15 protein-coding genes are annotated in these 21,003 nt (G+C 68.1%); 3 read left to right on the plus strand and 12 right to left on the minus strand.

Going from position 1 to position 21,003, the window contains the following annotated elements; genetic code table 11:
* Positions 1-182 precede the first annotated feature (182 nt).
* The gene (locus tag FBZ90_RS12420; protein WP_145732534.1) at positions 183-1,664 is read right to left on the minus strand and encodes a catalase; all 1,482 of its coding nucleotides are present in this window, start codon (positions 1,662-1,664) and stop codon (positions 183-185) included.
* Between the two features lie 156 nt (positions 1,665-1,820).
* On the opposite strand from FBZ90_RS12420, the gene FBZ90_RS12425 reads away from it, so the two are divergent.
* Positions 1,821-2,729 (plus strand): hydrogen peroxide-inducible genes activator, encoded by a 909-nt coding sequence (locus FBZ90_RS12425; RefSeq protein WP_145732536.1) that lies wholly within the window; start codon positions 1,821-1,823, stop codon positions 2,727-2,729.
* Between the two features lie 74 nt (positions 2,730-2,803).
* Here FBZ90_RS12425 and FBZ90_RS12430 read toward each other — a convergent pair whose 3' ends face one another.
* From FBZ90_RS12430 to FBZ90_RS12445, 4 genes are all read right to left on the minus strand, one after another.
* Positions 2,804-6,085, minus strand: a complete 3,282-nt coding sequence (locus FBZ90_RS12430) for a DUF3857 domain-containing protein (RefSeq protein ID WP_145732538.1) — start codon at positions 6,083-6,085, stop codon at positions 2,804-2,806.
* Between the two features lie 136 nt (positions 6,086-6,221).
* Positions 6,222-8,750 carry a DUF3141 domain-containing protein gene (locus tag FBZ90_RS12435; protein WP_145732540.1) on the minus strand — a complete coding sequence of 843 codons (2,529 nt, stop codon included), beginning with the start codon at positions 8,748-8,750 and terminating at the stop codon, positions 6,222-6,224.
* A gap of 201 nt (positions 8,751-8,951) precedes the next feature.
* Positions 8,952-9,362: a hypothetical protein gene (locus FBZ90_RS12440; RefSeq protein ID WP_145732542.1), complete on the minus strand. Its 411-nt coding sequence runs from the start codon at positions 9,360-9,362 to the stop codon at positions 8,952-8,954.
* A gap of 190 nt (positions 9,363-9,552) precedes the next feature.
* Positions 9,553-11,253 carry a methyl-accepting chemotaxis protein gene (locus tag FBZ90_RS12445; RefSeq protein ID WP_186455774.1) on the minus strand — a complete coding sequence of 567 codons (1,701 nt, stop codon included), beginning with the start codon at positions 11,251-11,253 and terminating at the stop codon, positions 9,553-9,555.
* 502 nt (positions 11,254-11,755) lie between these two features.
* On the opposite strand from FBZ90_RS12445, the gene FBZ90_RS12450 reads away from it, so the two are divergent.
* Positions 11,756-12,673, plus strand: a complete 918-nt coding sequence (locus tag FBZ90_RS12450) for a hypothetical protein (protein WP_145732546.1) — start codon at positions 11,756-11,758, stop codon at positions 12,671-12,673.
* 25 nt (positions 12,674-12,698) lie between these two features.
* On the opposite strand, the gene FBZ90_RS28110 is transcribed toward FBZ90_RS12450, so the two are convergent.
* The 3 genes from FBZ90_RS28110 to FBZ90_RS12465 form a co-directional block, all read right to left on the minus strand.
* Positions 12,699-13,949, minus strand: a complete 1,251-nt coding sequence (locus FBZ90_RS28110; RefSeq protein WP_211102004.1) for a DUF3667 domain-containing protein — start codon at positions 13,947-13,949, stop codon at positions 12,699-12,701.
* 111 nt (positions 13,950-14,060) lie between these two features.
* Positions 14,061-14,801 (minus strand): HAD family acid phosphatase, encoded by a 741-nt coding sequence (locus FBZ90_RS12460; protein ID WP_145732548.1) that lies wholly within the window; start codon positions 14,799-14,801, stop codon positions 14,061-14,063.
* Between the two features lie 14 nt (positions 14,802-14,815).
* The gene (locus tag FBZ90_RS12465) at positions 14,816-16,303 is read right to left on the minus strand and encodes a metallophosphoesterase (RefSeq protein WP_186455775.1); all 1,488 of its coding nucleotides are present in this window, start codon (positions 16,301-16,303) and stop codon (positions 14,816-14,818) included.
* Between the two features lie 242 nt (positions 16,304-16,545).
* Between FBZ90_RS12465 and FBZ90_RS12470 the strand changes: the two genes are divergently transcribed.
* On the plus strand, positions 16,546-17,415 hold the full coding sequence (locus FBZ90_RS12470) for a DUF4349 domain-containing protein (protein WP_145732552.1): 870 nt from the start codon (positions 16,546-16,548) through the stop codon (positions 17,413-17,415).
* A gap of 74 nt (positions 17,416-17,489) precedes the next feature.
* Here the strand turns inward: FBZ90_RS12470 and FBZ90_RS12475 are convergent, their stop codons facing one another.
* The 4 genes from FBZ90_RS12475 to FBZ90_RS12490 all read right to left on the minus strand — a co-directional run bounded on the left by FBZ90_RS12475 (position 17,490) and on the right by FBZ90_RS12490 (position 21,001).
* On the minus strand, positions 17,490-18,254 hold the full coding sequence (locus FBZ90_RS12475) for an SDR family oxidoreductase (RefSeq protein WP_145732554.1): 765 nt from the start codon (positions 18,252-18,254) through the stop codon (positions 17,490-17,492).
* Positions 18,255-18,280: 26 nt separating this feature from the next.
* Positions 18,281-19,000, minus strand: a complete 720-nt coding sequence (locus FBZ90_RS12480) for a histidine phosphatase family protein (RefSeq protein WP_145732556.1) — start codon at positions 18,998-19,000, stop codon at positions 18,281-18,283.
* A 4-nt stretch (positions 19,001-19,004) separates the two neighbouring features.
* Complete coding sequence (locus FBZ90_RS12485) at positions 19,005-20,042, minus strand: phosphotransferase family protein (RefSeq protein ID WP_246130370.1); 1,038 nt, start codon at positions 20,040-20,042, stop codon at positions 19,005-19,007.
* Between the two features lie 77 nt (positions 20,043-20,119).
* Positions 20,120-21,001, minus strand: coding sequence for an SDR family oxidoreductase (locus tag FBZ90_RS12490; protein WP_145732560.1), 882 nt, complete (start codon positions 20,999-21,001; stop codon positions 20,120-20,122).
* Positions 21,002-21,003: the final 2 nt, after the last annotated feature.

Here is a 21,003-nt window from a genome sequence, read left to right on the forward strand (position 1 = left end):
CAACTCACAATCTAAAAGTGCGGTTTGGTTAAAGAAAAAGGTGACCGGGTGGCTTTCAGGGCACACCCGGTCACCAGGCTCCCTGGTGCCAAGGCCGGTTCCCGGTAAGGGGACGTACGGGGAAGGGCCGGTTTGGGGGACGGGCTCCAGGGTGGGGGACGGTTAAATCATAGGATGTCCGGTCACGGGACGGCGGTTTCCGGGCGGGCGGCATCGGTCGCCTGGGCCAGGGCCCGCCGCACGCCCTCGGCGTAATCGGGGTGGACCTGGGCGAAGTGGCCCAGCTGACGCTCCACGATGGCGTGGGGCACCCCCTGCATGGCGGCGGCGATGTTGGCGAACAGCCGGCTTTTCTGGCCCTGGTCCATCAGGGTGAACAGGGCGCGGGGCTGGCTGTAGTCGTCATTGCCCTCACGGTGGTCATGGCGGGCGACATCACCCGACAGGCGCAGGGGCGGTTCGGCGACGCTGGGGTCCTGGGCCGGGCCACCCAGGCTGTTGGGCTCGTAATAGGCGTCGGGGTTGCCGGTGTCGTTGCGGAAGAAGCGCATGGCCCCGTCCTTGTGGTAGTGGTGCACTGGGCACTTGGGCTGGTTCACCGGCAACGCCTCGTAATGCGTGCCCAGGCGGTAGCGGTGGGCATCGGCGTAGGAGAAGATGCGGGCCTGCAGCATCTTGTCCGGGCTGTGGCCGATGCCGGGCACCACGTTCGACGGGCTGAACGCCGCTTGCTCGATTTCCGCGAAGTAGTTGTCCGGGTTGCGGTTCAACTCCACCACGCCGACGTCGATCAGCGGATAGTCGGCGTGCGGCCACACCTTCGTCAGATCGAAGGGGTTGTAGGGCGTCTTGTCGGCGTCGGCCTCGGGCATCACCTGGACCTGCAGGGTCCAGCGCGGGAAGTCACCCGCCTCGATGCTGCCGAACAGGTCCTCCTGATAGCTTTCGCGCGACCGGCCCACCACCTGGGCCGCCTCGTCATTGGTCAGGTGCTTGTGACCCTGCTGGGTCTTGAAGTGGAACTTCACCCAGAAGCGTTCGCCCTGGTCGTTCCAGAAGCTGTAGGTATGGCTGCCGTAGCCGTTCATGAAGCGCGGGCTTGGCGGCAGGCCCCGGTCCGACATCAGGATGGTGACCTGGTGCAGGCTTTCCGGCGACAGGGACCAGAAGTCCCACATGGCCGTGGGGCTGCGCAGGTTGGTGCGGGGGTGACGCTTCTGGGTGTGGATGAAGTCGGGGAACTTCAGCGGGTCGCGGATGAAGAACACGGGCGTGTTATTGCCCACCACGTCCCAGTTGCCTTCCTCGGTGTAGAACTTGACGGCGAAGCCGCGCACGTCGCGCTCGGCATCTGCGGCACCCAGTTCACCGGCGACGGTGGAGAAGCGGATCAGCAGGTCGGTTTTCTTGCCCACGGCGCCGAACAGCTTGGCCCGGGTATAGCGGGTGATGTCGTGGGTCACGGTGAGGGTGCCGAAGGCACCCCAGCCCTTGGCATGCACCACGCGCTCCGGAATGCGCTCGCGGTTCTGGTGCGCCAGCTTTTCCATCAGCTGATAGTCCTGCATCAGGACGGGACCACGCGGGCCGGCGGTCAGGCTGTTCTGGTTGTCGGCGATGGGGGCGCCGGCCGTGGTGGTCATGCGGGGCGGCTGCTGGGTCATGGCTAAGGTCCCTCGTCGTCTCATTGGCTAGGGCGCCCGCGGCGCCCGACACCGCAAAGCTAGGCCGTTCGCGCCCATTGGTAAAATCGATTGTTCAAATCGTGACGATAGGTCACATATATCAACATGCCTATCACACGAGGCGAAGGGCGCCCCATGAACCTGCGTGATCTGCGATATCTGCTGGCGGTGGCCCAGCACCGTCATTTCGGCCGGGCCGCCGCCGCCTGCCACGTCAGCCAGCCGACATTGAGCAGCCAAGTGGCCAAGCTGGAGGCGCGGCTGGGCGCCCCGTTGTTCGAGCGCACCAACAAATGGGTGGCGCCGACCCCCTTGGGTGAGGAGGTGCTGGTCCATGCCGCCCGCGCGGTGGCGGAGGCGGACGCCATCGTGGCGCTGGCGGGCGCCCGCGACCCCCTGGCCGGGCCCCTGACCCTGGGCGTCATCCCCACCCTGGGGCCCTATCTGATGCCCCGGATCTTCGCACCCCTGCGCCAGCGCTGTCCGGCCCTGACCCTGGAATTATGGGAGGACACCACCGACGCGGTGGTGGAACGGCTGCGCCGCCGCCAACTGGACGCCGCCCTGATCGCGACGCCCGTGGCGGGCGACGACCTGGTGGAGCGGCCGCTGTTCCAGGAAGGATTCCTGGCCGCCCTGCCCCCCGGCCACGCGCTGGCGGACAGCGGCGAAGCGGTGGACGAGGCGGCCTTGGCGGCCGACCTGCTGGTGCTGGCCGACGGCCATTGCCTGCGGGACCAGGCCCTGGCGGCGTGCGCCCGGCCCGATCCAGGCGGCTGGTCCCTGCGCGCCACCAGCCTGGAGACCTTGTTGAACATGGTGGCCGCCGGCTATGGCACAACGCTGGTGCCGGCGCTGGCGGCCCAGGTTCACGCCGGCCGTCAGGACGTGGCCTTCCGCCCCCTGGCCGGTGCGGCGGCGGGGCGGCTGATCCGCCTGGTCAGCCGCGCGACCTTCACCCGCCAACCGGCGCTGGACGCGCTGGCCGGGTTGGTCCACTCGGCAAGGCCCCAGAATACCGACGACGCTCGTCGAAAAGGCTGAAAACTCGGAATAATTTCACGCCTTTGTGCCTCCGTGTGATTTTCCCCGGGCCGGTTCAATCTGAGGCGATCGCGCTAAGGCTTCAGGCCATAATCCTCGAATTCCTCCGCCACGGAGGGCGATACGACCTGCGCCGCCTGCAGATCCGCCTGGCCCTCCTGCGTCAGCCCCTTGGCCAGCTTGGCCAGTCCGCGACCATATAAAGACGGGCCAACGGTCGGACGGGCGCGCAAGGTCGCGTCATACTCCGCGATCGACTCGTCAAAACGGCCCAAGCGCAACAGAACGAACGCCCGGCTGTCCTTGATGTGCCATGCCTCGGGCCGCACCTTCAGTGCGCTATCGCAATCGGCCAAGGCGGCGTCCAGTTCGAAATTGGCGGTTGCACGGGCCCAGCACACCTCGTTCAGACGAGACGGATCGTCGCCGGCGATATCCCGCGCCTTTGCGAAATCCGCCTGCGCCTCCTGGGTCCGGTGAAGCCGGGCATACAGTTTCCCCCGCGCCAGCAAGGCCATCATGCCGGACTTGTCCTTGTCACGATTTATAGCCTGGGCCAGCGTCTTTTCCGCCGCCGGCAGATCTCCGGACAGCCCTTGGCTCTCGCCTAGGGCGACAAGGATATCCTGATGATCGGGGCTGTCCTTATCGGCGGCCAACGCGGCCTTCAGGTCGGCGATCTGGTGCGCATAGTCGGTGTGGTCCCAGGTATAGGCGCGCCGGGCATAGGCCAGAGAGGTGGGCTTGAGGGCGATCGCTTGGTCCAGCAACGCTCGCGCGTCGGCCCGCTTGCCCATGCCTCCCAGAATATACGCCTTAAATATCAGGGCCTCGGGTACCGCCGGTCGCAGCTTGACGACCTCATCGGCCTCCGCCAAGGCCGCATCCAGTTGGCCACGCCGGCGAAAGACCTCTGCACGGGTTTGCAAGGCCACCAGGTGCTGGGGATCGAGGCGTTTGAGCTCCGTGGCGTCGGCGAACGCCTCTGTCTCCTTCCCCTGATTACGGTAGGCGCCCATGCGGCTTTCCAGCGCCAGGCTGTCGGCCGGGGCCAACTGTAAAATCCTGGTGGTCAGCAGTACCACGTCGTCATAGCGCTCCTGGCTCAAGGCAACCATCGCGGTACCGTTCAAGGCCGGCACGCTGGCGGGATCAAGGGTCAGCGCCTTGGCGAAATCCGCCAGCGCCTCCTTTTGCTTGCTTTGAGACAGGCGCAGATAACCGCGGATCGCATATCCCGTTGCCAAGTCCGGTTTGAGCGCAATGGCCTTGTCAGCGGCATCCAACGCGCCCGCGATATCGCCCTTCTGCGTCAGCAGGGACGCCCGGAACACGAATTCCTCGGCCGTGGCCGGAGTCTTGGCCAGGATGAAGGCGCGTTCCTTTTCCGTGCCGCGATAGTCCGCAGGCAAGACCAGGGTCACCGTCTCCTGTGATAGGGCCCTGATCTGCGCAGCCTCGGCGATGACAGTCTCGGCCGGGGCGGAAAATTCGGGCGCCAGGATGCGGGTGACGACGTCCAGGGTCAGGACGTTGCGGTCCAGCTTGATCTGGCGGTGCAGGGTGGTTCCCATCAGGGTCAGATCGACCTCCCTTCCTTCCGTTTTAAGACCCGTGGCCTCGGGCGGCAGGATGAGGGTGGTCAAGGTGCGGCCATAGTAGGGGAAATCACTGTCATAGGGCGCATCCTGACCGAGGCCTGGATCGCGTTTGACGTCCGGCTTCCAGCCCAACTCGCCCTGGTGCAGCACCACGCGCTGGGCACCGGAGCCGGCAGGCTTCCATTCCAGGATTTGCTCGCCGTCCACCACCATGACCTCGCGACCTGACGGGATGTCGAAGTGGGTGCTGACCGTCTTGGCGTCCAGGCCGCTGAAACGCTTGGTCCAATACTCCCGGAGCTTGCGATCGCGCGCCTCGGCGGACAGGTCGTCCAGATCCAGTTTCATCTTCAAAGCGTCGTCGCCCGTCATGACCCGTTCGGCATGGACACGCGCGGGCAGGAAGGCGCCATCTGAGGCATCGATGCGCAACGTGGTCCACGATGTCGGCTCGTCCGGCGTTGGCGGCACCAGGGGCACAAGGGCCGCCCCCTGGGGCAGCAACGGCAGAGCCCAATGGAAATACGGCACGGGCAGGCGATCCAGATCGCGACCGGCGTCCCCTTCCCGCGTGCCATCCAGCCAATAAACGTGGCCCTCGATATGGGCGCGGACCATCACGTGGTCGAACAGATCAAGCATGGGCAGGCGAGCGTCCAGGCCGTCGCCATCATCGGTGCTGACCAGGGCCGGCTCCGCCTGGATATCCAGCGCGTGTAACAAGGCCAGCAGCAGGGCCGTCTTCGCCTTGCAGTCACCAAAGCGGCGCGTCCAGGTCTGGTCGGCCATTGCCGGAACCAGGGCGCCGCTGTTCATGCCCAGAAACAGATAGCGCACCTGATCCTCGACCAAGGCAAGGGCCAGGGCGGCACGCAGCTTGGGATCGGACGACGCGGCGCGAATGTGCGCCACCTCGGCGTTCAAGGGCGAATCCGGCGCCAGCACCGATGCCCTGGTGTACAGCGGTTCCATCAGCGCGGCGACGTCCGCCCAACTGGAGTACGAGCTGATCTCCAACTGGCGAAAATCGAAGAAGCGGGAGGGCGCGCCTTTTGGCCCATGGATTTCGGGCGCATTCTGCATGTCGATGCTGAATTCGCCCGGTCCCGTCTTCGGCTTGTCCCAACCTTCCGTGAGGCGCCAGCGCAAGGGCCGAGACTGCGGCCAAGTGGCCCGCACAAAGACGCGGGCCGTGGGCGCGGACCAATCCTGGCCGAACACGTCGCTGACGTTGCCCTGCAACACCGGATCGTTCTGCTTTAAGGTATACGCGTATTCCAGGACGTCGCCGACCTGTAGCCCCGGGGGCTGCAAGGTGACGGTCAAGGTTCCGTCCAGCGCCGCCGCCTCAAGATTACGTTCCCGCCGCAGGACGGTGAAGGGCTGCGCGCCGGGCAGCAGATCGATTCGCTGGGTGCCGCGCCGTATCTGAAACTGGTGCAGCGTCAGGACGTCGATGTCCGGATTCCAGCTCATGAGCAGCGACCCCAGGGGACCCAGCCCCTGCGGCGTCTGCACCCGCACAACCTTGTGCGTATAGAAGGACCGGCCATCCGCCGCCTGGTGCAACTGCAGATCAGTCAGCAAGGTTTGCGTGGCGGCGGATGGGCTGCCACCCGCCAAGGTTTCCGGCGCCGTGACAGTCTTCACCCATGGCTCCGCCGGGGCCACCACCGGCTTGTCCGCCGCATGGACGCCACTGACGGCCCCGCCCATCCACAGGATGGACACCGCCGCCACTCTCCACCACCGCATCTTTTTTTACCCCCCGACCAAGCCATACCGGCGATAGCCGCCGTCCCCGGGGGATAGTTTAGACAAAGGCCATGTTCCCGGCCAAAGGGATTTGCCAGCGCAGCGTGGAACCAACGGCGGAAAGCGTCGCCCTTCCTTACCGGCGCGGCACCGTGGCGCGACGGGGGGCGGGCGCACGCTTGGGTACGCTCGCCGGGGAAGTGGCAACGGGGCCAGTGGCAACGGGGGAGACGGTGACGGGTGCGGTGGCGACGGGGCCGGGCTCGGGTTCCGCCGTCCCGTCCACCGGCGGGCTGGTGGGGGCTTCGCTGATAACCGACGTCTCGGCCGGCGGTGGCTCGCTGGGGGTGGGGGCCGCCTTGGCGCGGCGCACCTTGGCCGTGGCCGGCTTCGGCGCCTCCTCCGGGGCGGGCTTTGGCTGGGACACGGCGCCGCCGGGCGCCTTCTTGGCCGCGACATCGCGGAACAGGGCCACGATGCTGTCCAGCCGTTCCTGGCCACGCGTGTCCAGCGGACCGGCGGCATTGGCCACCGCCACCAGGGTGTCCGACAGCTGGTGGATCTCCTCCGCCGTGGCACCGGCCAGCAGTTCCGGCAGGGTTTCCAGGGCGGCGGCCGGGTCCAGCAGCAACATCAGGAACTGGTCCCGCACCAGTTGCTTGAACTCCGCCAGCTCCAGCCCGCGGCCGTGGGTGTCGCGCAAGCCGCGCAGGGCGTTGAAGCCCCGGGCATCGGCCATGCGCTCGGCCAGGGCCACATGCAGCAGGGCGCGCAAGCCGGCCTCACGCAGGCCGCCGACATGCAGGCGGCGGCGCAGTTCCGCGCCCTGCTCCGCCAGGAAGCGGCGGTGTTCCGGCGTTTCGCCCGGGTGGCTGCGCGGCGGGGCGTCGTCCGCGTCCAACCCGAACAACGCCTGGGTCAGGGGGTGGCCATAGATGCCCATGAACAGCGCCTCCGCCGTCGCGTCGCGGCGGTCACGATAGACGTCCAGCGCCGTTTCCATGTGGTGCGCCAGTTGCTGTTCCATGCGGCGCCACATATTTTCCTCCCCCACCGCGCGGCGGTCGCGCCGGGCGGCGGCGGCCAGGGCCGGCACGCCGTTCAGCCAGGGGTTGGTGTCGGAGAACAGCTCGTAGCTGAGGCGCAGGGGGTGCAGGTTGCGCAGCGCCTCCGCCGTGGTTTCGCCCACCAGCTGCCGCACCCAGGGCTGCATGAAGTCCCGGTACAACCCCAGGGTCACCCGCGACAGGCGGGCCACGGTGGCGAAACGGCGTTCATCGTCCGGCAGCGGCTGCACGTGCGCCGCCACGTCATTGATGTTGCGCGCGGCGAAGCGCAGGACGTTGGGATCACCCTCCTGCCCCGATTTGCCGGAGGGGGCGGCCTCGGCCGGCAGGATTTGCGCCTCATACAGGCCGGGGGGCAGCACGTCGATGAAATCGATGTTGGACGCGAACTCGCGATGCTCTTTCCGCGCCACGGCGGCGGAAACGAAGATGCCCAGGTGGCCCACGCTCTCGTGTACGGCATAGACGATGGTCTGGCCGTGGCAGCGGATGTCGTCCACGCTTTCATACAGGTCGCAGATCCAGCCTAGGGCCTGCGGTGGCGGCGAGATGTTGTCGCCCTTGGAGCAGAAGACGATGATGGGCGAGCGGATGGCCCGCAGGTCCACGCGCACGCCATCCTTGGTGACGATGTCGGCGGTGGCCAGGCGGTTGCCGACGAACAGCTTGTCGACGATGTACTGGATTTCATCGCCGTTCAGCAGGACGTGGCCGTTCCACCACTTCTCGAAGCCCAGATAGCGCGGCGCCTCGGTGTCCACCTTGTCCCACAGGGCGTACTGCTTGCCGACCAGGGTGTTGGCTGGGTTCAGGTTCTCGAAGTTCTGCACCAGCCAGGCGCCATCGAACAGGCCGGCGCCCAGATCGCTGGCAAGCGCGGTCAGCCAGCTGCCGCCCAGCAGCCCGCCGCTGTAGCGCATGGGGTCCTTCCCCCGCTGACCGGCCCAGAAGGACAAGGGCGTGCCGGCGATGATGATGGGGCCGAACAGGTCGGGGCGGATGGCGGCCGTCATCATCAGCTGCCAACCGGCCTGGCAGTTGCCGATGACCACCGGCTTGCCCTCGGCCTCCGGGTGCAGCTCGATGACCTTTTCCAGGCAGGCGGCCTCGGCCGCGATCACATCCTCCACCGTCTGGCCCGGGATGGGCCGCGGCAGGAAGCCGATGAAATAGCAGGGATGGCCGGCGCCCAAGGCCACGCCGATCTCGCTGTCCGACTTGAAGCCGCCGATGCCGGGGCCATGGCCGGCCCGGGGGTCGACAATGACGAAGGGGCGCTTCTTCAGGTCCAGTTCCACGCCCGCCGGCGGGATGATGCGTTGCAGCGAATAATTCACCGGCCGGGGCAAGGTGGCGCCGTCCAGCACGGTCTCGCTCTCGAAGCTCAGCACCGTGGGGGCCGTCTGGGCCATGTGCTCATGGTACTGGGCGCCGCGCTGGCGCAGCACATCCATCACCAGGGCCGTGCGCTGGCAGGCGTCGATCGTGTACGCCAAGCCATCCTGCCACAGGCGGAAAGGCCAATGATTGCTGGGATCCAGGAAACCCTCCGGCACCCGGAACGGGCCCTTAGGGCTGGTCGCGTCGGTAGAAGCCATCGGCTGTCCCTCTCCAATCCTTCCCGTCCCACTGCCAGGACGACGGAATAACCCCGCGGGGTGGGAGTATAGCCAACCGCTCCCGCAAGTGCGAAGAAGGTTTTGCGTCGCACAAAGGGGATAGGCCGCCGGGGCTCTCGACCGGCGACCTATCCCGGGCCGGGGCCTGCCGCCCACCGCCCCGACCGTCCCGTGCGTGGGTCAGTAGCTGAGGCAGCGATCCCGGGCCGCCGCCGCGCCGTCCAGCACGATGGCCAATTCGGCGGCCACCGTGCGGGCCTGCCGCCACGAGGCGCAGGGGATGCGATAGCGCCAGGGCACGGGCTCGCCCGCCCATACCACGATCTGGGCCAGCGCCTCCGGCCGGGCGATGTCGGCGGGACGGACGGACTGGACCGTCACATGCGCCAGGGGGAAGTCACCCGCGCGGCGGGGATCGCTGATCCACACCCGGCCGGCGGCAAGGTCGACGATGACGGAACCGCCGGCCGGCAGGTGGGCGGGCGTGGCGAAGGACCAATCGGCGGCCCGGGGGGCGGATGCTTCGGGTGGCACGGTCCGCTGGGCCGTGGCGTGGGTGACGAGGTCGATCAGGGTGTTGAAGCCCAACATGGCGGCCTATCCGGCAAGGGTCGTTCAGGCCCCCATTGAGCCGCCAGGCGGGCATTAAAATTCCATAGCAGAAGACCCTCCCGTTCATTAAAGCCGCGATGAACGGGCCTTCAGGGCGGCTACGTCCGGCAAGGGGCCGCCCCGGGGCCGGGTTATCCCGGGGCGCCACACCAGAGCGAAACAGATGTTCCTAGGCCGCCTTGACGCCGGTGATGAAACGCGAAACCTCGGCGTTCAGGTCCTCCGCCTGATGCGACACGTCGCGGGCGGACTCTTGCAACTGACCAGCGGCGGCGCCGGTCGCCACCGCTGCCTGATGCACGCCCGTGATGTTGCGGGACACATCCTCGGTCCCCTTGGCGGCCTCATTCACGCTGCGGGCGATTTCCGAGGTGGTGGCCGACTGTTCCTCGATGGCGGAGGCGATGGCCATGGCGATGTCCGACATCTGGTTGATGGTGCGGCTGACGCTTTCGATGGCGGCCACGGCCTGGGTTGTCAGGCCCTGGATTTCGCCAATCTGGCTTTCGATATCGCCCGTCGCCTTGGCGGTCTGGTTGGCCAGGCTTTTCACCTCGCTGGCCACGACGGCGAAGCCCTTGCCCGCCTCACCCGCCCGCGCCGCCTCGATGGTGGCATTGAGGGCCAGCAAGTTGGTCTGGCCGGCGATGTCGCTGATGAGTTGCACGATCTCGCCGATCCGGTGGGCGCTGTCGGCCAGGCGGCGCGCGGTGCCGCTGGTCTCTGTCGCCTCCTGGATCGCCTTGGTGGCGATGGTGCGGGACTTTTCCACCTGGCTGCCGATCTCCTGCACGGTCGCCACCATCTCATCGGTGGCGGAGGCCACGGTCTGGACGTTGGCGGAGGCCTGCTGCGCGGCGGTGGCCACGGCGCTGGACTGGGCGTTGGTCTGTTCCGCCGTGCTGGTCATGCTCTGCGCCGTGGCCTCCATCTCCGTGGCGGCCCCCGCCAGGGCGTTGACCAACTGAGCCACCTTGGCCTCGAATCCCTGGACCAGATGTTCCAGGGCCTGGGCGCGGCGTTCCTTGGCCTGGCGCTCCATTTCCTGGGCCTGGGCAAGATCGCGGGCCTGGACCATGCCGTCGCGGAACACCCGCAGCGCGCGGGCCAGTGTCCCCACCTCATCACCCCGGTCGGTATTGGGGATGGCAACCGCCAAATCGCCGGCGGCCATGGTTTCGACCACGCCGGTGGTGCGGGCGATGGGCCGGACCACGCCGGCGACGATCACCACCGTGGCGCCCGCGCACAGCAGAGCGCTGGCGGCGATGGCCGCCCAGGTCATCCAAAGGGCGGTGGCGTACAGGGCGGCGCCGCGATCGGCGGCCTTCTTGCCTTCCACCCGGTTGAAGTCGGTATCGGCCAGGACGCTTTCCTGCGCGGCCTTGAAGACCTTGAGTTCATCGCCCAGGAACAGGGGCAGGGCTTTTGTCGCCTCCCCCTTGCGGGCCAGGTCATCCACCTGGGCGGCCACCGCCTTGTACTGGGCCCACATGTCGTCGAAGGCCTTCATCAGGCGTTCGTCATCCGTGCCCAGGGTGACCAGCGGCTGGTAATCGGCCCGGGCCTTGTCCGCCTGGCCCACCGCGTCGGCGTACTGAGCCTCCGCTGCCTTCAGCAACGCGGCATCGTTGGCGGCGGCGGCGATGACCAGGCGCCCCTCCACCGCGCGAGCGTCGGTCACCGCCACCCCCAGCCGGCCCAAGGCCGCTGTGGAAGGCAGCCAGTTGTCGCGCATGTCAGCGGCGGTATTGCTCACCGCCGCCGTCCGGCCGAGACCGAACAGGCCCAAGCCCAGCGTCGTCAGAAACACCACCAGAAAAACCGTCAGGATTTTGAAGCGGATGGAAAGGTTGCGCCAGGCAGTCATGATTTCTTCCTTTCCTGGATGGTTCTGGATTCGGGATGGGGTTGGCCATGGATGCCCGTGGAGGGGCCATACCATCATCATCCCTCATTCAACCTTTCCGGTTAAGGAGGAGTTAATCTCCAACTCATTAAGGCCCTGGCACGCCATGATATAAATCTTTGATAGTATTATATTATCTCCCCTTTCTCCTCCTCAGGCCGGTCCTGCCGTGGCGTTGGCGTGCGTAAATGCCGCACCCGCAAAAGTCGATTCATCGCACTCAAGCGGCCAAGCGCTTCGCGGCCTAGGCCGCAAGCGTTAACGACCGGCTAACCCTTGTTGGCATAGTCTTGCGGCCGACAGGCAACCCTGGTCCGAAGGATCAGCGGTCGCCGAGGGAGAAGGCCGCCGATAAGGTCGGTCCCAACAAGGGCCCCAAGCGGGAAATCCGCCGGCAGGGCCCGCCACCACCAAGCGAGAACGGCCCCTTTGGCAGAAGGCGGCCGCAGGATGTGTTTGCGCCATGCCCCTGCCCCCTGTTCCCCGTTTATGCGCCCTTTGGCTGGCGCTCTGCCTGATGGCGGCGCCGGCCCTCGCCGCGGGTCGCAACGACGACCCCGTCGACATGGGCGGCCTGGCCGCGCCGGCGGCCGCGCCCCCCGCGCCGGCGCCGCTGGTGGTGCATGCCTTGAACCAGGGCACGGCCTCCGCCTATGTGCTGAAGGTGTTGAAGCTGGCGCTGGCCAAGAGCGGCCGGCCCTATGTGCTGAAGATCGACGACCACCCCCTGCCCACCGCCCGGGTGCTGCGCCTGCTGGAGCAGCCGGACAACGGCGTGGTGGATGTCTATTGGCTGCCCACGGCGCCGGCGCTGGAGGCCCATTTCCAGCCGGTGCGGGTGCCGCTGGACCGGGGACTGATGGGATATCGCCTGCTGGCGGTGGGTGAGGCCGGCCAAGCCAAGCTGCAGGACGGCCAGCCCCTGGCCCTGGCGCAGGGAACCGGGTGGCCGGAAGCCCGCCTGCTGCGCGCCGCCGGCCAAACCGTGCGCGAGACGGCCGGCAACCCGTACGCCGACGTCGCCGATGGCGCCGCGGACGCCGTGCCCCGCAGCAGCCTGGATATCGAGCCGGAGGTGGAGCGGGCGCAAGCGGCCGGCGTGCCGGTGACGGTGGCTCGCGATGTCGCCCTGTTCTACCGCGACTTCTATCTCTACTTCTTCGTGGCCAAGCATAACGACCGCCTGGCCGACATGCTGCTGGACGGCCTGTATGAGGCCTATGCCGACGGCTCGTTCATGGCGCTGTTCCGCAACGACCCGCAGATCCAGGCGGCCATGGCCTACACCAGGCAGGGGCGGCGGGTGCTGGCCCTGCCCAACCCCGATGCCACGGCACCCACCCGCGCCCTGGCCGCCAGCCTGACGGAAAGCCTGGAATAGCGGCGGGCCGCGATTCCGCCATCCCCTACTCCACCAGGCCCATGGAAACGATGAAGATCAGGTAGAAGGTCAGCGCCAGCATGGCCACCCACAACAGGCCGATGGTGCGCCACAGGGCGCCGAACGTGCCCAGCCGGTAGGCGCCCTTGAGGTGGGCGTACATATGGATGGGGGGAACGAAGCACATCAGGACGCCGATGGCATCCGCCCCCAGCCCGGCCCGCGACCCCAGCGCCGCGACCGCCGTCAGCACCGCCATAAAGGAGAGGGAGTGCAGGGCGAAGACCACATGGTCGTAGAGAAAGACGCCGCGCTTGAACAGGAACATCAGCCAGATGAAGGGCACCGACAGCGGCACCAGCAGGAAGGACAGCTTGGAGGCAGATTCCTTCATCTTGTAGAGCGTCAGTTCGGGATTGCGCAGGGCGTGGCGGACATGCTCCTCCAGCTTGGGCATGCCGAGGTCCACGTCGAACAGCTGCTTGGAATCGGCCAGTTGCTTGGCGGAGCGGGCCCAGGCCGGTTCATCGGTGGTGGCGGGTTCCTCATCGGTGACGGCCGGCGTCTTGACCACTGAGGCGTCCGGTTTCGTCTCCCCGCCCACCGCCTCGGTCGCGGCCTTGGCCTTCAGGCCGGCCGCCGCCGCCGCGTCGAAAGCCTTCAGCATGGCCTCCGCCACCTTCAGTTCCTGCCGGCGCTTGTCCCGCAGGGCGGTGGCGTCGGCCACGTCGCGCCCCTCACGCTGGGCCTCCGCCAGATCGTTTTCCGCGTCCTTGAGTTCCCCCTTGGCGTCGGCGACGGTGGACTCCAGTTCCGCCCGCCCTTCGGCCAGAGACTGGTGATCCAGGCTTTTCAGCGGGTTGCCGCCCAGTGACTTCGCCGGCGTATCGACGAAGGACAGGGAGAAGAACATCAGGAAGACGCAGAACAGGAACAGCGCCAAGGGCGAGACGTAGCGCACGCGATGCCCATGGACATAGCGCCGCGTCAGGCTGCCGGGGCGGAAGGCCAGCATGGGGAAGGTGCGCCACACCTTGCTGTCGAAATGCAGGATGCCGTGGAAGAACTCCTCCACGATGTGCAGCATGGACCGGTGGACATGCCCCGGCTGGCCGCAGGCGTGGCAGTAGGCCCCGGTCAGATGCGTGCCGCAATTGGCGCACCGGTGGTGGCCATCCTCATGGGTGACGGCGGCCTGATGCCGCTCACCCTCGATCGCCCTGGCGACCAAGCTGGCTTCCGCCAGGCCGCCGGCCGCCTCAATCTCCCCGCTCATTCCCCTGCCCCCCAAGGCCATCCCCCGCAGCGGCGCGGGGCCGGCGCCGAGGATGCGGGCAGTACGGCTTAATTGCAAGATTGGCGGGGCGTCCTAAGGGGTTAGGACGGCTTAGGGGATGAAATAGAAGGGGTTGGGCAGCTTGAAGCCACGCTCGGCATGGCCGCCGACCAGGTCGCTGTCCTGATCGCCCATGTTGGCGATGATGGTGTAGCCCTGGGCCTCGATACGCGCCCGCTCCGCCGCCTTGTAGTCCGCCGCCGATGGATTGTGGGTCCCAGGTGTCCGCAGCACCAGGCCGGCCCAGCCCTCATAGCCTGCGGCCGTCAGGTTGCGGGCGGTGGCCTCGCGCTCCGTCTCCGGCCGGCCGGTGATGAAAAAGACGGCGACGCCGGCGGCCCGCGCCTGACGGTAGACCTCCAACGTCGGCGCGATGACAGCGGCCCGGCCCATCATCTCCCAGACCGGGGCGGCGCACGGCCCCCGATCGAGGTCGCAGCCGCCGGCGGTGATGTAGCCGAAGTCGTTGATCCGCAATTGCGGCCAGTTGCTGAGCGATGTCTCGTCAATATCCAGCACCAGGGCGGGACGGGCGCCGGCCGGCAAGGTGGCGGCACGCGCCTTGATCCAGGCGGCGGCCTCGCCCGCCACGCGGGCCAGGTCGCGGTCATAGGCGCCGCTGTCGTGATAGGCCACCAGTTGGGTCTTCACCACACCCAGGTTGGGCAGGCCGGGCGCCGGCGCTATCGGCGCCAGGGGCGCCTGATGGGCGCAACCGGCCAGCGTGGCCAGGCTGAGGGCGGCCAGAACGCGGAGGGGCAGGCCCCGGAGGGACGGGGCGCGAACGGACATGCGGGCGGGCTCCTTCAGGGCTGGGGACAAGCGCAGCGGGTGTAGCCATCGACCAGGGTCTGGTCCAGGGCGCACAGATACAGCGGCTGATTATCCGGCGTCATGGCGGAGGCATCTGGCCGGGCGACACTGTAGATGGCGCGATAGCGCGCCCTGGCCGGCCCGCTGTCGCGGATATGCGCGATGATGGCGCGCAACGCCTGGGGCGTCAGGGCCGGCGCCCCCCAAACCCGGGCCGTATCGTACTCGGGCAGCCAGCGGGCGGTGCGCAGGCTGGGCCCATCGACCAGATTGGCCAGGTAGTAGGTGGTCAGGTGGGCGACCGAGCCATCGGCCGCCGCCACCCCCAGCTTGAACGCCGGGCTTTGCTGGTAGACCGGGCTGACGGCCGGCGTCACCAGCACAGGAACCCCGGCACCGGGGGGACCCATCAGGCGCAAATCGTCCATATGGACATGGCCGGCGAACAGCACCTTCACGATGTCATGGTAGGGCGCCAGCTCCGCCTCGAACCGCGCCTCCATGCCGGGGGCGAACAGTTCGACCGGCGCGGTGCAGGAGGGCGCCGGCTGGCCGGCGGTGGCCGCCTCCTTGCCCGCCTTGGCCCAGGCGCTGGCGGTGGCATAGCTGTCGATGCCCGGCACGACATGGGTGATCAGCCAGACGCTGTCGCCGGCCGCCTTGGCGTCGGCCAGCGCCTGGTGCAGCCAGGCCAGCGTGGTGTCCTGCGGCGTGTCACCGGGGCGCCCGCAGCTGTTCTTGTACTTGCGGGCCAGGGGCACCGTGTCGAAGGACACGATGCGCACGCCCTTCAAGGTCGGATGGCGGATGACGTAGTTGCCGGCCAGGCGCCAGTCTCGGTCTATGGCCGCCGCATCCGCCCCCTCCCCCAGGCCGGGACCGAAGCCCTGGGTCAGCAGCGGCAGGGTGTCCGCCAGGAACGGACCGTTGGGCGCCACGGCATAGTCGCCGCAATAGCTGTCGTTGTTGCCGAGCGCCGTCAGCACCGGGACGCCCGGGAAGGTCTGCCGCAGGGCTTCCAGCAGCACCGTCACCGTCTTCAAGGTGAAGGCGCGGTAGGCCGCGTCATCCCCCTTGTGCGCCGGCAAGGTCTCCTCGAACGTGTCGCGGAAGTCGTGGGCCAGCATGTCGCCGGTGTGCAGGATGTAGGCGGGATGCCGCTGGGCCTGTCGCATGGCCGCGAAGGCGGAGCGGAGCAGGAACCAGTTGCTGTCCCGGCCGAAGGGGGACAGGCGCCGCCCGGCGGCGCTGTCCAGGATGGCCGGCCACTCCTTTGCGGGTGCCGCGTCCAGCCGGGCGGCCAAGCTGGCGTCATCCAAGGGATTGAAATGCAGGTCGCTGACCACCAGGAAGGGTGCCGGCTCCGCCACGGAGGCCACGGTACCGGCCGGCTTGGCCGCCCAGGCCACACTTGCCCCCAACAGGCACAAGCCCATCGCCACCGCCGTGGCCAAGCCCGGCAAGGTCATCCGCTTCACCACCAGCTGCCCCTCGGTTTCGCACCCGCAGTATCGCGCACCGTTGATGGCGGGCCGCCCCCGCCCTGTCAATGGCGCTGGCCGCCACACCGCAAAAACATGACCAAATGGACAGGATTTGACCCGGCACACCATCGTTTGTTTCCCGGCGTCCCTGGGCATTCCTGGTTGTATTCAGCCGAGTGGCTGGATACCGTTTCGTATTAACGCCGCATTGCCGGGCGGCGACATCATGGGGCGGGGACATGGGACGGACGGGATGGGGGCTGGTGCTTACGGCGGTGGCGCTGATGGCATTGGCGGGGTGTGACAACGAGATGTCCACCGGCGTGCCGGCACCGCCGCCTCCACCGCTTATTGCTGCGCGGGCACCCGTCGCGGACAAGGCCGGTACCGAACAGATCGTCGTGACGGGAGCCAGGCGGGGAGAGCAGGATCAAGGCAAATATCTCGCCGTCACGCAGTCCTACAGCCTTGGCCTGCCGGCCAACGCGGTTGAAGCGGTACAGAACCGCAACCTGGCGACATGCGCTAAGCTGGGCTGCCTCGTCTTGGAAAGCAATCTGGAGCGTGGCTATGCCAACAGGATCACGGCCCGGACCTCTGTCCGTATTCCTCCACAGGACGTGGCTGCGCTGGTGGCCGACCTGACGGCACCGCCCGCCCGTGTGACCTCGCACAGCATCGCCACTGAAGACATGACGACGACAGTGCTGGATACGGACAAGCGCCTGGCAAGCAAGGTTGCCCTGCGAGACCGGCTGACCGCACTGATGCACGGCCCCACCCCTATGGCCGTATCCGATCTGGTGGCGGCTGAACGGGAACTGGCGAACGCCCAGGGGGAAATCGAAAGCCTGACCGCTCAGCGCGACTACCTGCGCCGACAGACGGAAATGGTGCGGATTGACATCGACTACAACGGTGAAGCGGCGGTGGCTGGGGACACCGACCTCACCCCCATAAGCCGCGCGTTCAAGGGCTTTGGCCAGACCGTGGTCCGCGCCACCGCGTCACTGATCGCCACGATCGCGGCGCTGCTGCCCTGGCTGCCCCTGATCCTGTTGGCCGGCTGGATCTTGCGCCACCCGCTGAAGCGCCTGTTACGGCGCTAAATTGGCGTCCCCTGGACACCAGTGGTGGTGCTGGCCAGCTGGCTGGTGTGGCGCCGTTGGCGGTTCAAGGCCGCTTAAGCCAACCGCGCCACCAGCGACAGGGGCAGCAGCTTCAGGACCGGCGCCATATAGGCCCAGGGCCAGGTGGGGACGTGGGCCGTGGCCGGTTCCCGCTCGATGGCCTTCACCAGCAGGCGGCTGCCGACATCGCCGGCGATGGCGAAGGGCAGGCGCTTGGCGCCCGCGTTCAGTTCGGTGTGGATATAGCCGGGGAACAGGGTGGTGATCCGGATGGGGGTGCGCAACAGCTCGGCCCGGATGCCCTCCGCCAGGGCGGCCAGGCCCGCCTTGGTGGCGGCGTAGGTGGTCAGATGCTTGGGTAGGCCGCGCAGCGCGCTCATGGACGAGACGACGACCAGGTGGCCTTTATTACGAGACCGGAATAACTCCACTGCGGCCTCGCACTGCGCCAGGGCCGCCACGAAATTGGTCTGGGCCGTCGCCAGGTTCTCGGCGAAATGGCCGGTGCCGATGCGCCGGCCGGAGCCAATGCCGGCATTGACGACGATGCGGTCCAATCCACCCATTTCGCTATCGAAAGCATGGAAGGTTTCAAACACCGCCGCGTGGTCGGTGACGTCCAGCGGGCGTATGGCGACACGGATGCCGGGATGCGCCTGCAGCAGGTCCCGCCGCAAGGCCTCCAGCCGGTCGGTGCGGCGGGCGCAGAGCGCCAAGTCCCGGCCGAGGGCGGCGAATTCCCGGGCCATGCCCAGGCCCAGGCCAGAACTGGCGCCGGTGATGAGGATCGTGCGATTTGGGGTGGATGGGGCCGTCATGGGCGCCTCGATTCGGGGAGGTCGGATCAGCGATAGGTCAGCAGGCCGTCCGGCCCTTCCAGGCCCGCCTGCTCATTGAGGCTGGACAGCGACCAGCCAGGCCCCACCCGGTCCACGGCCCGGGTCGGGACCAGCAGCTTGGTAACGCCGCCATTGACCAGGCCCCAATGGACCTGGCGGGCGGCGGCGGCATCCAGGCCCAGCACCGCCTGCACCGCCACCATGATGGGCCCGCCGGAGGTGAAGACCAGGACGGCGGCACCCGTCCGCCCTCCTGCCTGGGCCGCCCGCGCGAGGCCGGCCAACACGCGGTCGCGGAACACGGGCCAGCTTTCGGTGTAGTCGGCATCGTGGTCCCCGGCCATCCACCGGGTCACCGCCTCGGCGAACAGCGCCTGATAGGCGCGGCGGGGATCGGGCGCGGAGGAAAGTTCCGCCCGGAGCGCGGCGGCATCGGCCAAATCCGGCCGATGGCGGGCGACCAGGTCGGCGGGGTCGTACTCGTTGAGGTTCGTGTCGACGGCCACGGCGGTCCCGCCCCGGCCCATGGCCTCAAGGCAGGCGGCGGCGGTGTCGCGGTGCCGGTTGAGGCTGCCGCTGAGGGCGATGATGTCCGCCGCTCCCAACCGGGCGGCAAGCTGCTGGCCCACCACCCGGCCCTGGGCGATGCCCGGCGCCGACAGGCGGTCGTAATCGTCCGCCCCGAAGGAGGCCTGGCCGTGGCGGATGAGGTACAGCGCCACCATGGGATCAGCGCCCGGCCCGGCGCAGGATGCGGCGGCAGCGCCAGTCCAGATACGTGACCAGCAGCCAGAAGCGCTTGAACGCCGGATTGCGCGTCTGGCGGTGGTGATAGCGGTAGTAGATCTGCTGGGCGATGACGGCCAGGCGGAAGAGGCCGAACACCTCGTAGAAGGTCCAGTCCACCGCCTGGGCGTCCAGCCTGTCCCCCATGGCCGCCAGATAGTGGGCCACCACCGCGTCGCGGGTCAGCATGCCGGGCAGGTGGGTGGGCTGCCGGCGGGTGGAGCGCATAATGAAATCATCGTCCGCCTGCACCCAATAGGCCAGCGCCCCGCCCAAATCCATCAGCGGGTCGCCGATGGTGGCCATCTCCCAGTCCAGCACGCCGATCACGCGCGTCGGGTCGGCGGCATCCAGCACCAGATTGTCGAAGCGCCAGTCGTTGTGGATGACGCAAGCGGCGCTGTCCGCCGGGGTGTTGGCCGCCAGCCAGGCCCGCACCCGGGCGAAGGAGGGCACGTTCCAGGTGCGCGCCTTGAGGTAGCGCCCCGACCAGCCCTCCACCTGGCGGCGGCAATAGCCCTCGCCCTTGCCCAGGCCCGCCAGGCCAGCCGCCTCCGGGTCCACCCGGTGCAGCGCCACCAGCTTGTCCACCATGGCCAGGCACAGGCGGCGCACGGCATCCGGGCCCATGTCCAGGCCCCGCGGCAGGTTGGCACGGGGAATGATGCCGGCGATGCGTTCCATGACATAAAAGTCGGCACCGATGAGCTGGTCGTCCTGGCACAGCCCCACCATGGTGGGAACCCAGGGAAAGACGGGCTTCAGCGCCTGCTGCACGCGGAATTCGCGGACCATGTCGTGCGCGGACTTGGCCTTGGTGCCTGCGGGGGGGCGCCGCAGGATGAAGTCGCCCTCCACCCCGTCCTCGCCATAGGCCAGGCGATAGGTCCAGTTGCTGGCGCCGCCGGAATATTGCGTCACCTGCGGCTGGCCCGTCAGCGTCGGCCGCTGGCCCTTCAGCCAGCGGTCAACCGCGGCCACGTCTAGCTCCTCCCCCGCCCTTACCGGGCCGGCCCGGTCGGTCACGGGCCGGGGTGGGACCTCACCCGGCGCCACCGTCATCGGGCGCCGGCCGTCGGCTGCTGGGCCTGGGCGGCGGCGGTGCGCGACGGTGCCGCCATGCTGCGGGCCCGCCGGTCGATCATGGCCACGTACCAGGCGCGGGGCATCAACCGCTTCATCAGCCAAAAGCGGCGTCCCTCCTTATGCGGCAGCAGATGGCAGCGGCCCACGGCCACGCCCTGGTAGACATACTCGGCCACGTCGTCGGCCGTGATGCCGGGACGGTTCAGCAGCTTGTCCACCCGGGCGCGCAAGCGGGGATCGGAGGTGCGCAGGCTGGATGCCAGGTTAGTCTTGAAGAAGGACGGGCAGATGACGCTGACGCCGATGCCGCTGGGCGCCAGTTCATGCTGCAAGGTTTCCGAGAGCGACACCACCGCCGCCTTGGTCGCGTTGTAGGCGCTCATCATCGGCATATCGAGCAGGCCGGCCATGGAGGCGGTGTTGACGAAATAGCCATGGCCCTGCGCCTTGAACATCGGCGTGAAGGCCCTGCACCCCCGCACCACCCCCATCAGGTTGATGTCGATGATCCAGCGCCAGTCGTCCAGCGGCGTGTCGTCGATGTTGCCGGCCTGGGCCACGCCGGCGTTGTTGACGACGATGTCGACCCCGCCCCAGCGCTGGGTCAATGCCTGGGCTGCGGCGTCCAGGGCGCCGTCGTCGCGCACGTCGCACGGGATGGCGAAGGCATCCGGGGCGATGGCCGACAGTTCCGCCACCGCCGCCGCCAGGGCATCCGGGTTGATGTCGCCCACGGCCACGCGCCAGCCCGCCCGGGCGTAGCGCTTGCCCAGCGCCAGGCCCAGGCCGCTGGCCCCGCCGGTGATGAAGATGCGCCCGCCGCCGCTGCCCGTCTTCGGTGTGATCGCCACCATGC

This window comes from Nitrospirillum pindoramense (assembly GCF_007827955.1).
GTDB classification, from domain to species: Bacteria; Pseudomonadota; Alphaproteobacteria; order Azospirillales; family Azospirillaceae; genus Nitrospirillum; species Nitrospirillum amazonense_B.

What these genes read in the sequence shown, in the direction of transcription:
- FBZ90_RS12450 (WP_145732546.1), top strand. Translation starts at nt 11,756, where the DNA reads ATGCCCCTGCCCCCTGTTCCCCGTTTATGCGCCCTTTGGCTGGCGCTC.
- FBZ90_RS12435 (WP_145732540.1), bottom strand. Translation starts at nt 8,750, where the DNA reads ATGGCTTCTACCGACGCGACCAGCCCTAAGGGCCCGTTCCGGGTGCCG.
- FBZ90_RS12475 (WP_145732554.1), bottom strand. Translation starts at nt 18,254, where the DNA reads ATGACGGCCCCATCCACCCCAAATCGCACGATCCTCATCACCGGCGCC.
- FBZ90_RS12480 (WP_145732556.1), bottom strand. Translation starts at nt 19,000, where the DNA reads ATGGTGGCGCTGTACCTCATCCGCCACGGCCAGGCCTCCTTCGGGGCG.
- FBZ90_RS12445 (WP_186455774.1), bottom strand. Translation starts at nt 11,253, where the DNA reads ATGACTGCCTGGCGCAACCTTTCCATCCGCTTCAAAATCCTGACGGTT.
- FBZ90_RS28110 (WP_211102004.1), bottom strand. Translation starts at nt 13,949, where the DNA reads ATGAGCGGGGAGATTGAGGCGGCCGGCGGCCTGGCGGAAGCCAGCTTG.
- FBZ90_RS12490 (WP_145732560.1), bottom strand. Translation starts at nt 21,001, where the DNA reads ATGGTGGCGATCACACCGAAGACGGGCAGCGGCGGCGGGCGCATCTTC.
- FBZ90_RS12420 (WP_145732534.1), bottom strand. Translation starts at nt 1,664, where the DNA reads ATGACCCAGCAGCCGCCCCGCATGACCACCACGGCCGGCGCCCCCATC.
- FBZ90_RS12440 (WP_145732542.1), bottom strand. Translation starts at nt 9,362, where the DNA reads ATGTTGGGCTTCAACACCCTGATCGACCTCGTCACCCACGCCACGGCC.
- FBZ90_RS12470 (WP_145732552.1), top strand. Translation starts at nt 16,546, where the DNA reads ATGGGACGGACGGGATGGGGGCTGGTGCTTACGGCGGTGGCGCTGATG.
- FBZ90_RS12460 (WP_145732548.1), bottom strand. Translation starts at nt 14,801, where the DNA reads ATGTCCGTTCGCGCCCCGTCCCTCCGGGGCCTGCCCCTCCGCGTTCTG.
- FBZ90_RS12430 (WP_145732538.1), bottom strand. Translation starts at nt 6,085, where the DNA reads ATGCGGTGGTGGAGAGTGGCGGCGGTGTCCATCCTGTGGATGGGCGGG.
- FBZ90_RS12425 (WP_145732536.1), top strand. Translation starts at nt 1,821, where the DNA reads ATGAACCTGCGTGATCTGCGATATCTGCTGGCGGTGGCCCAGCACCGT.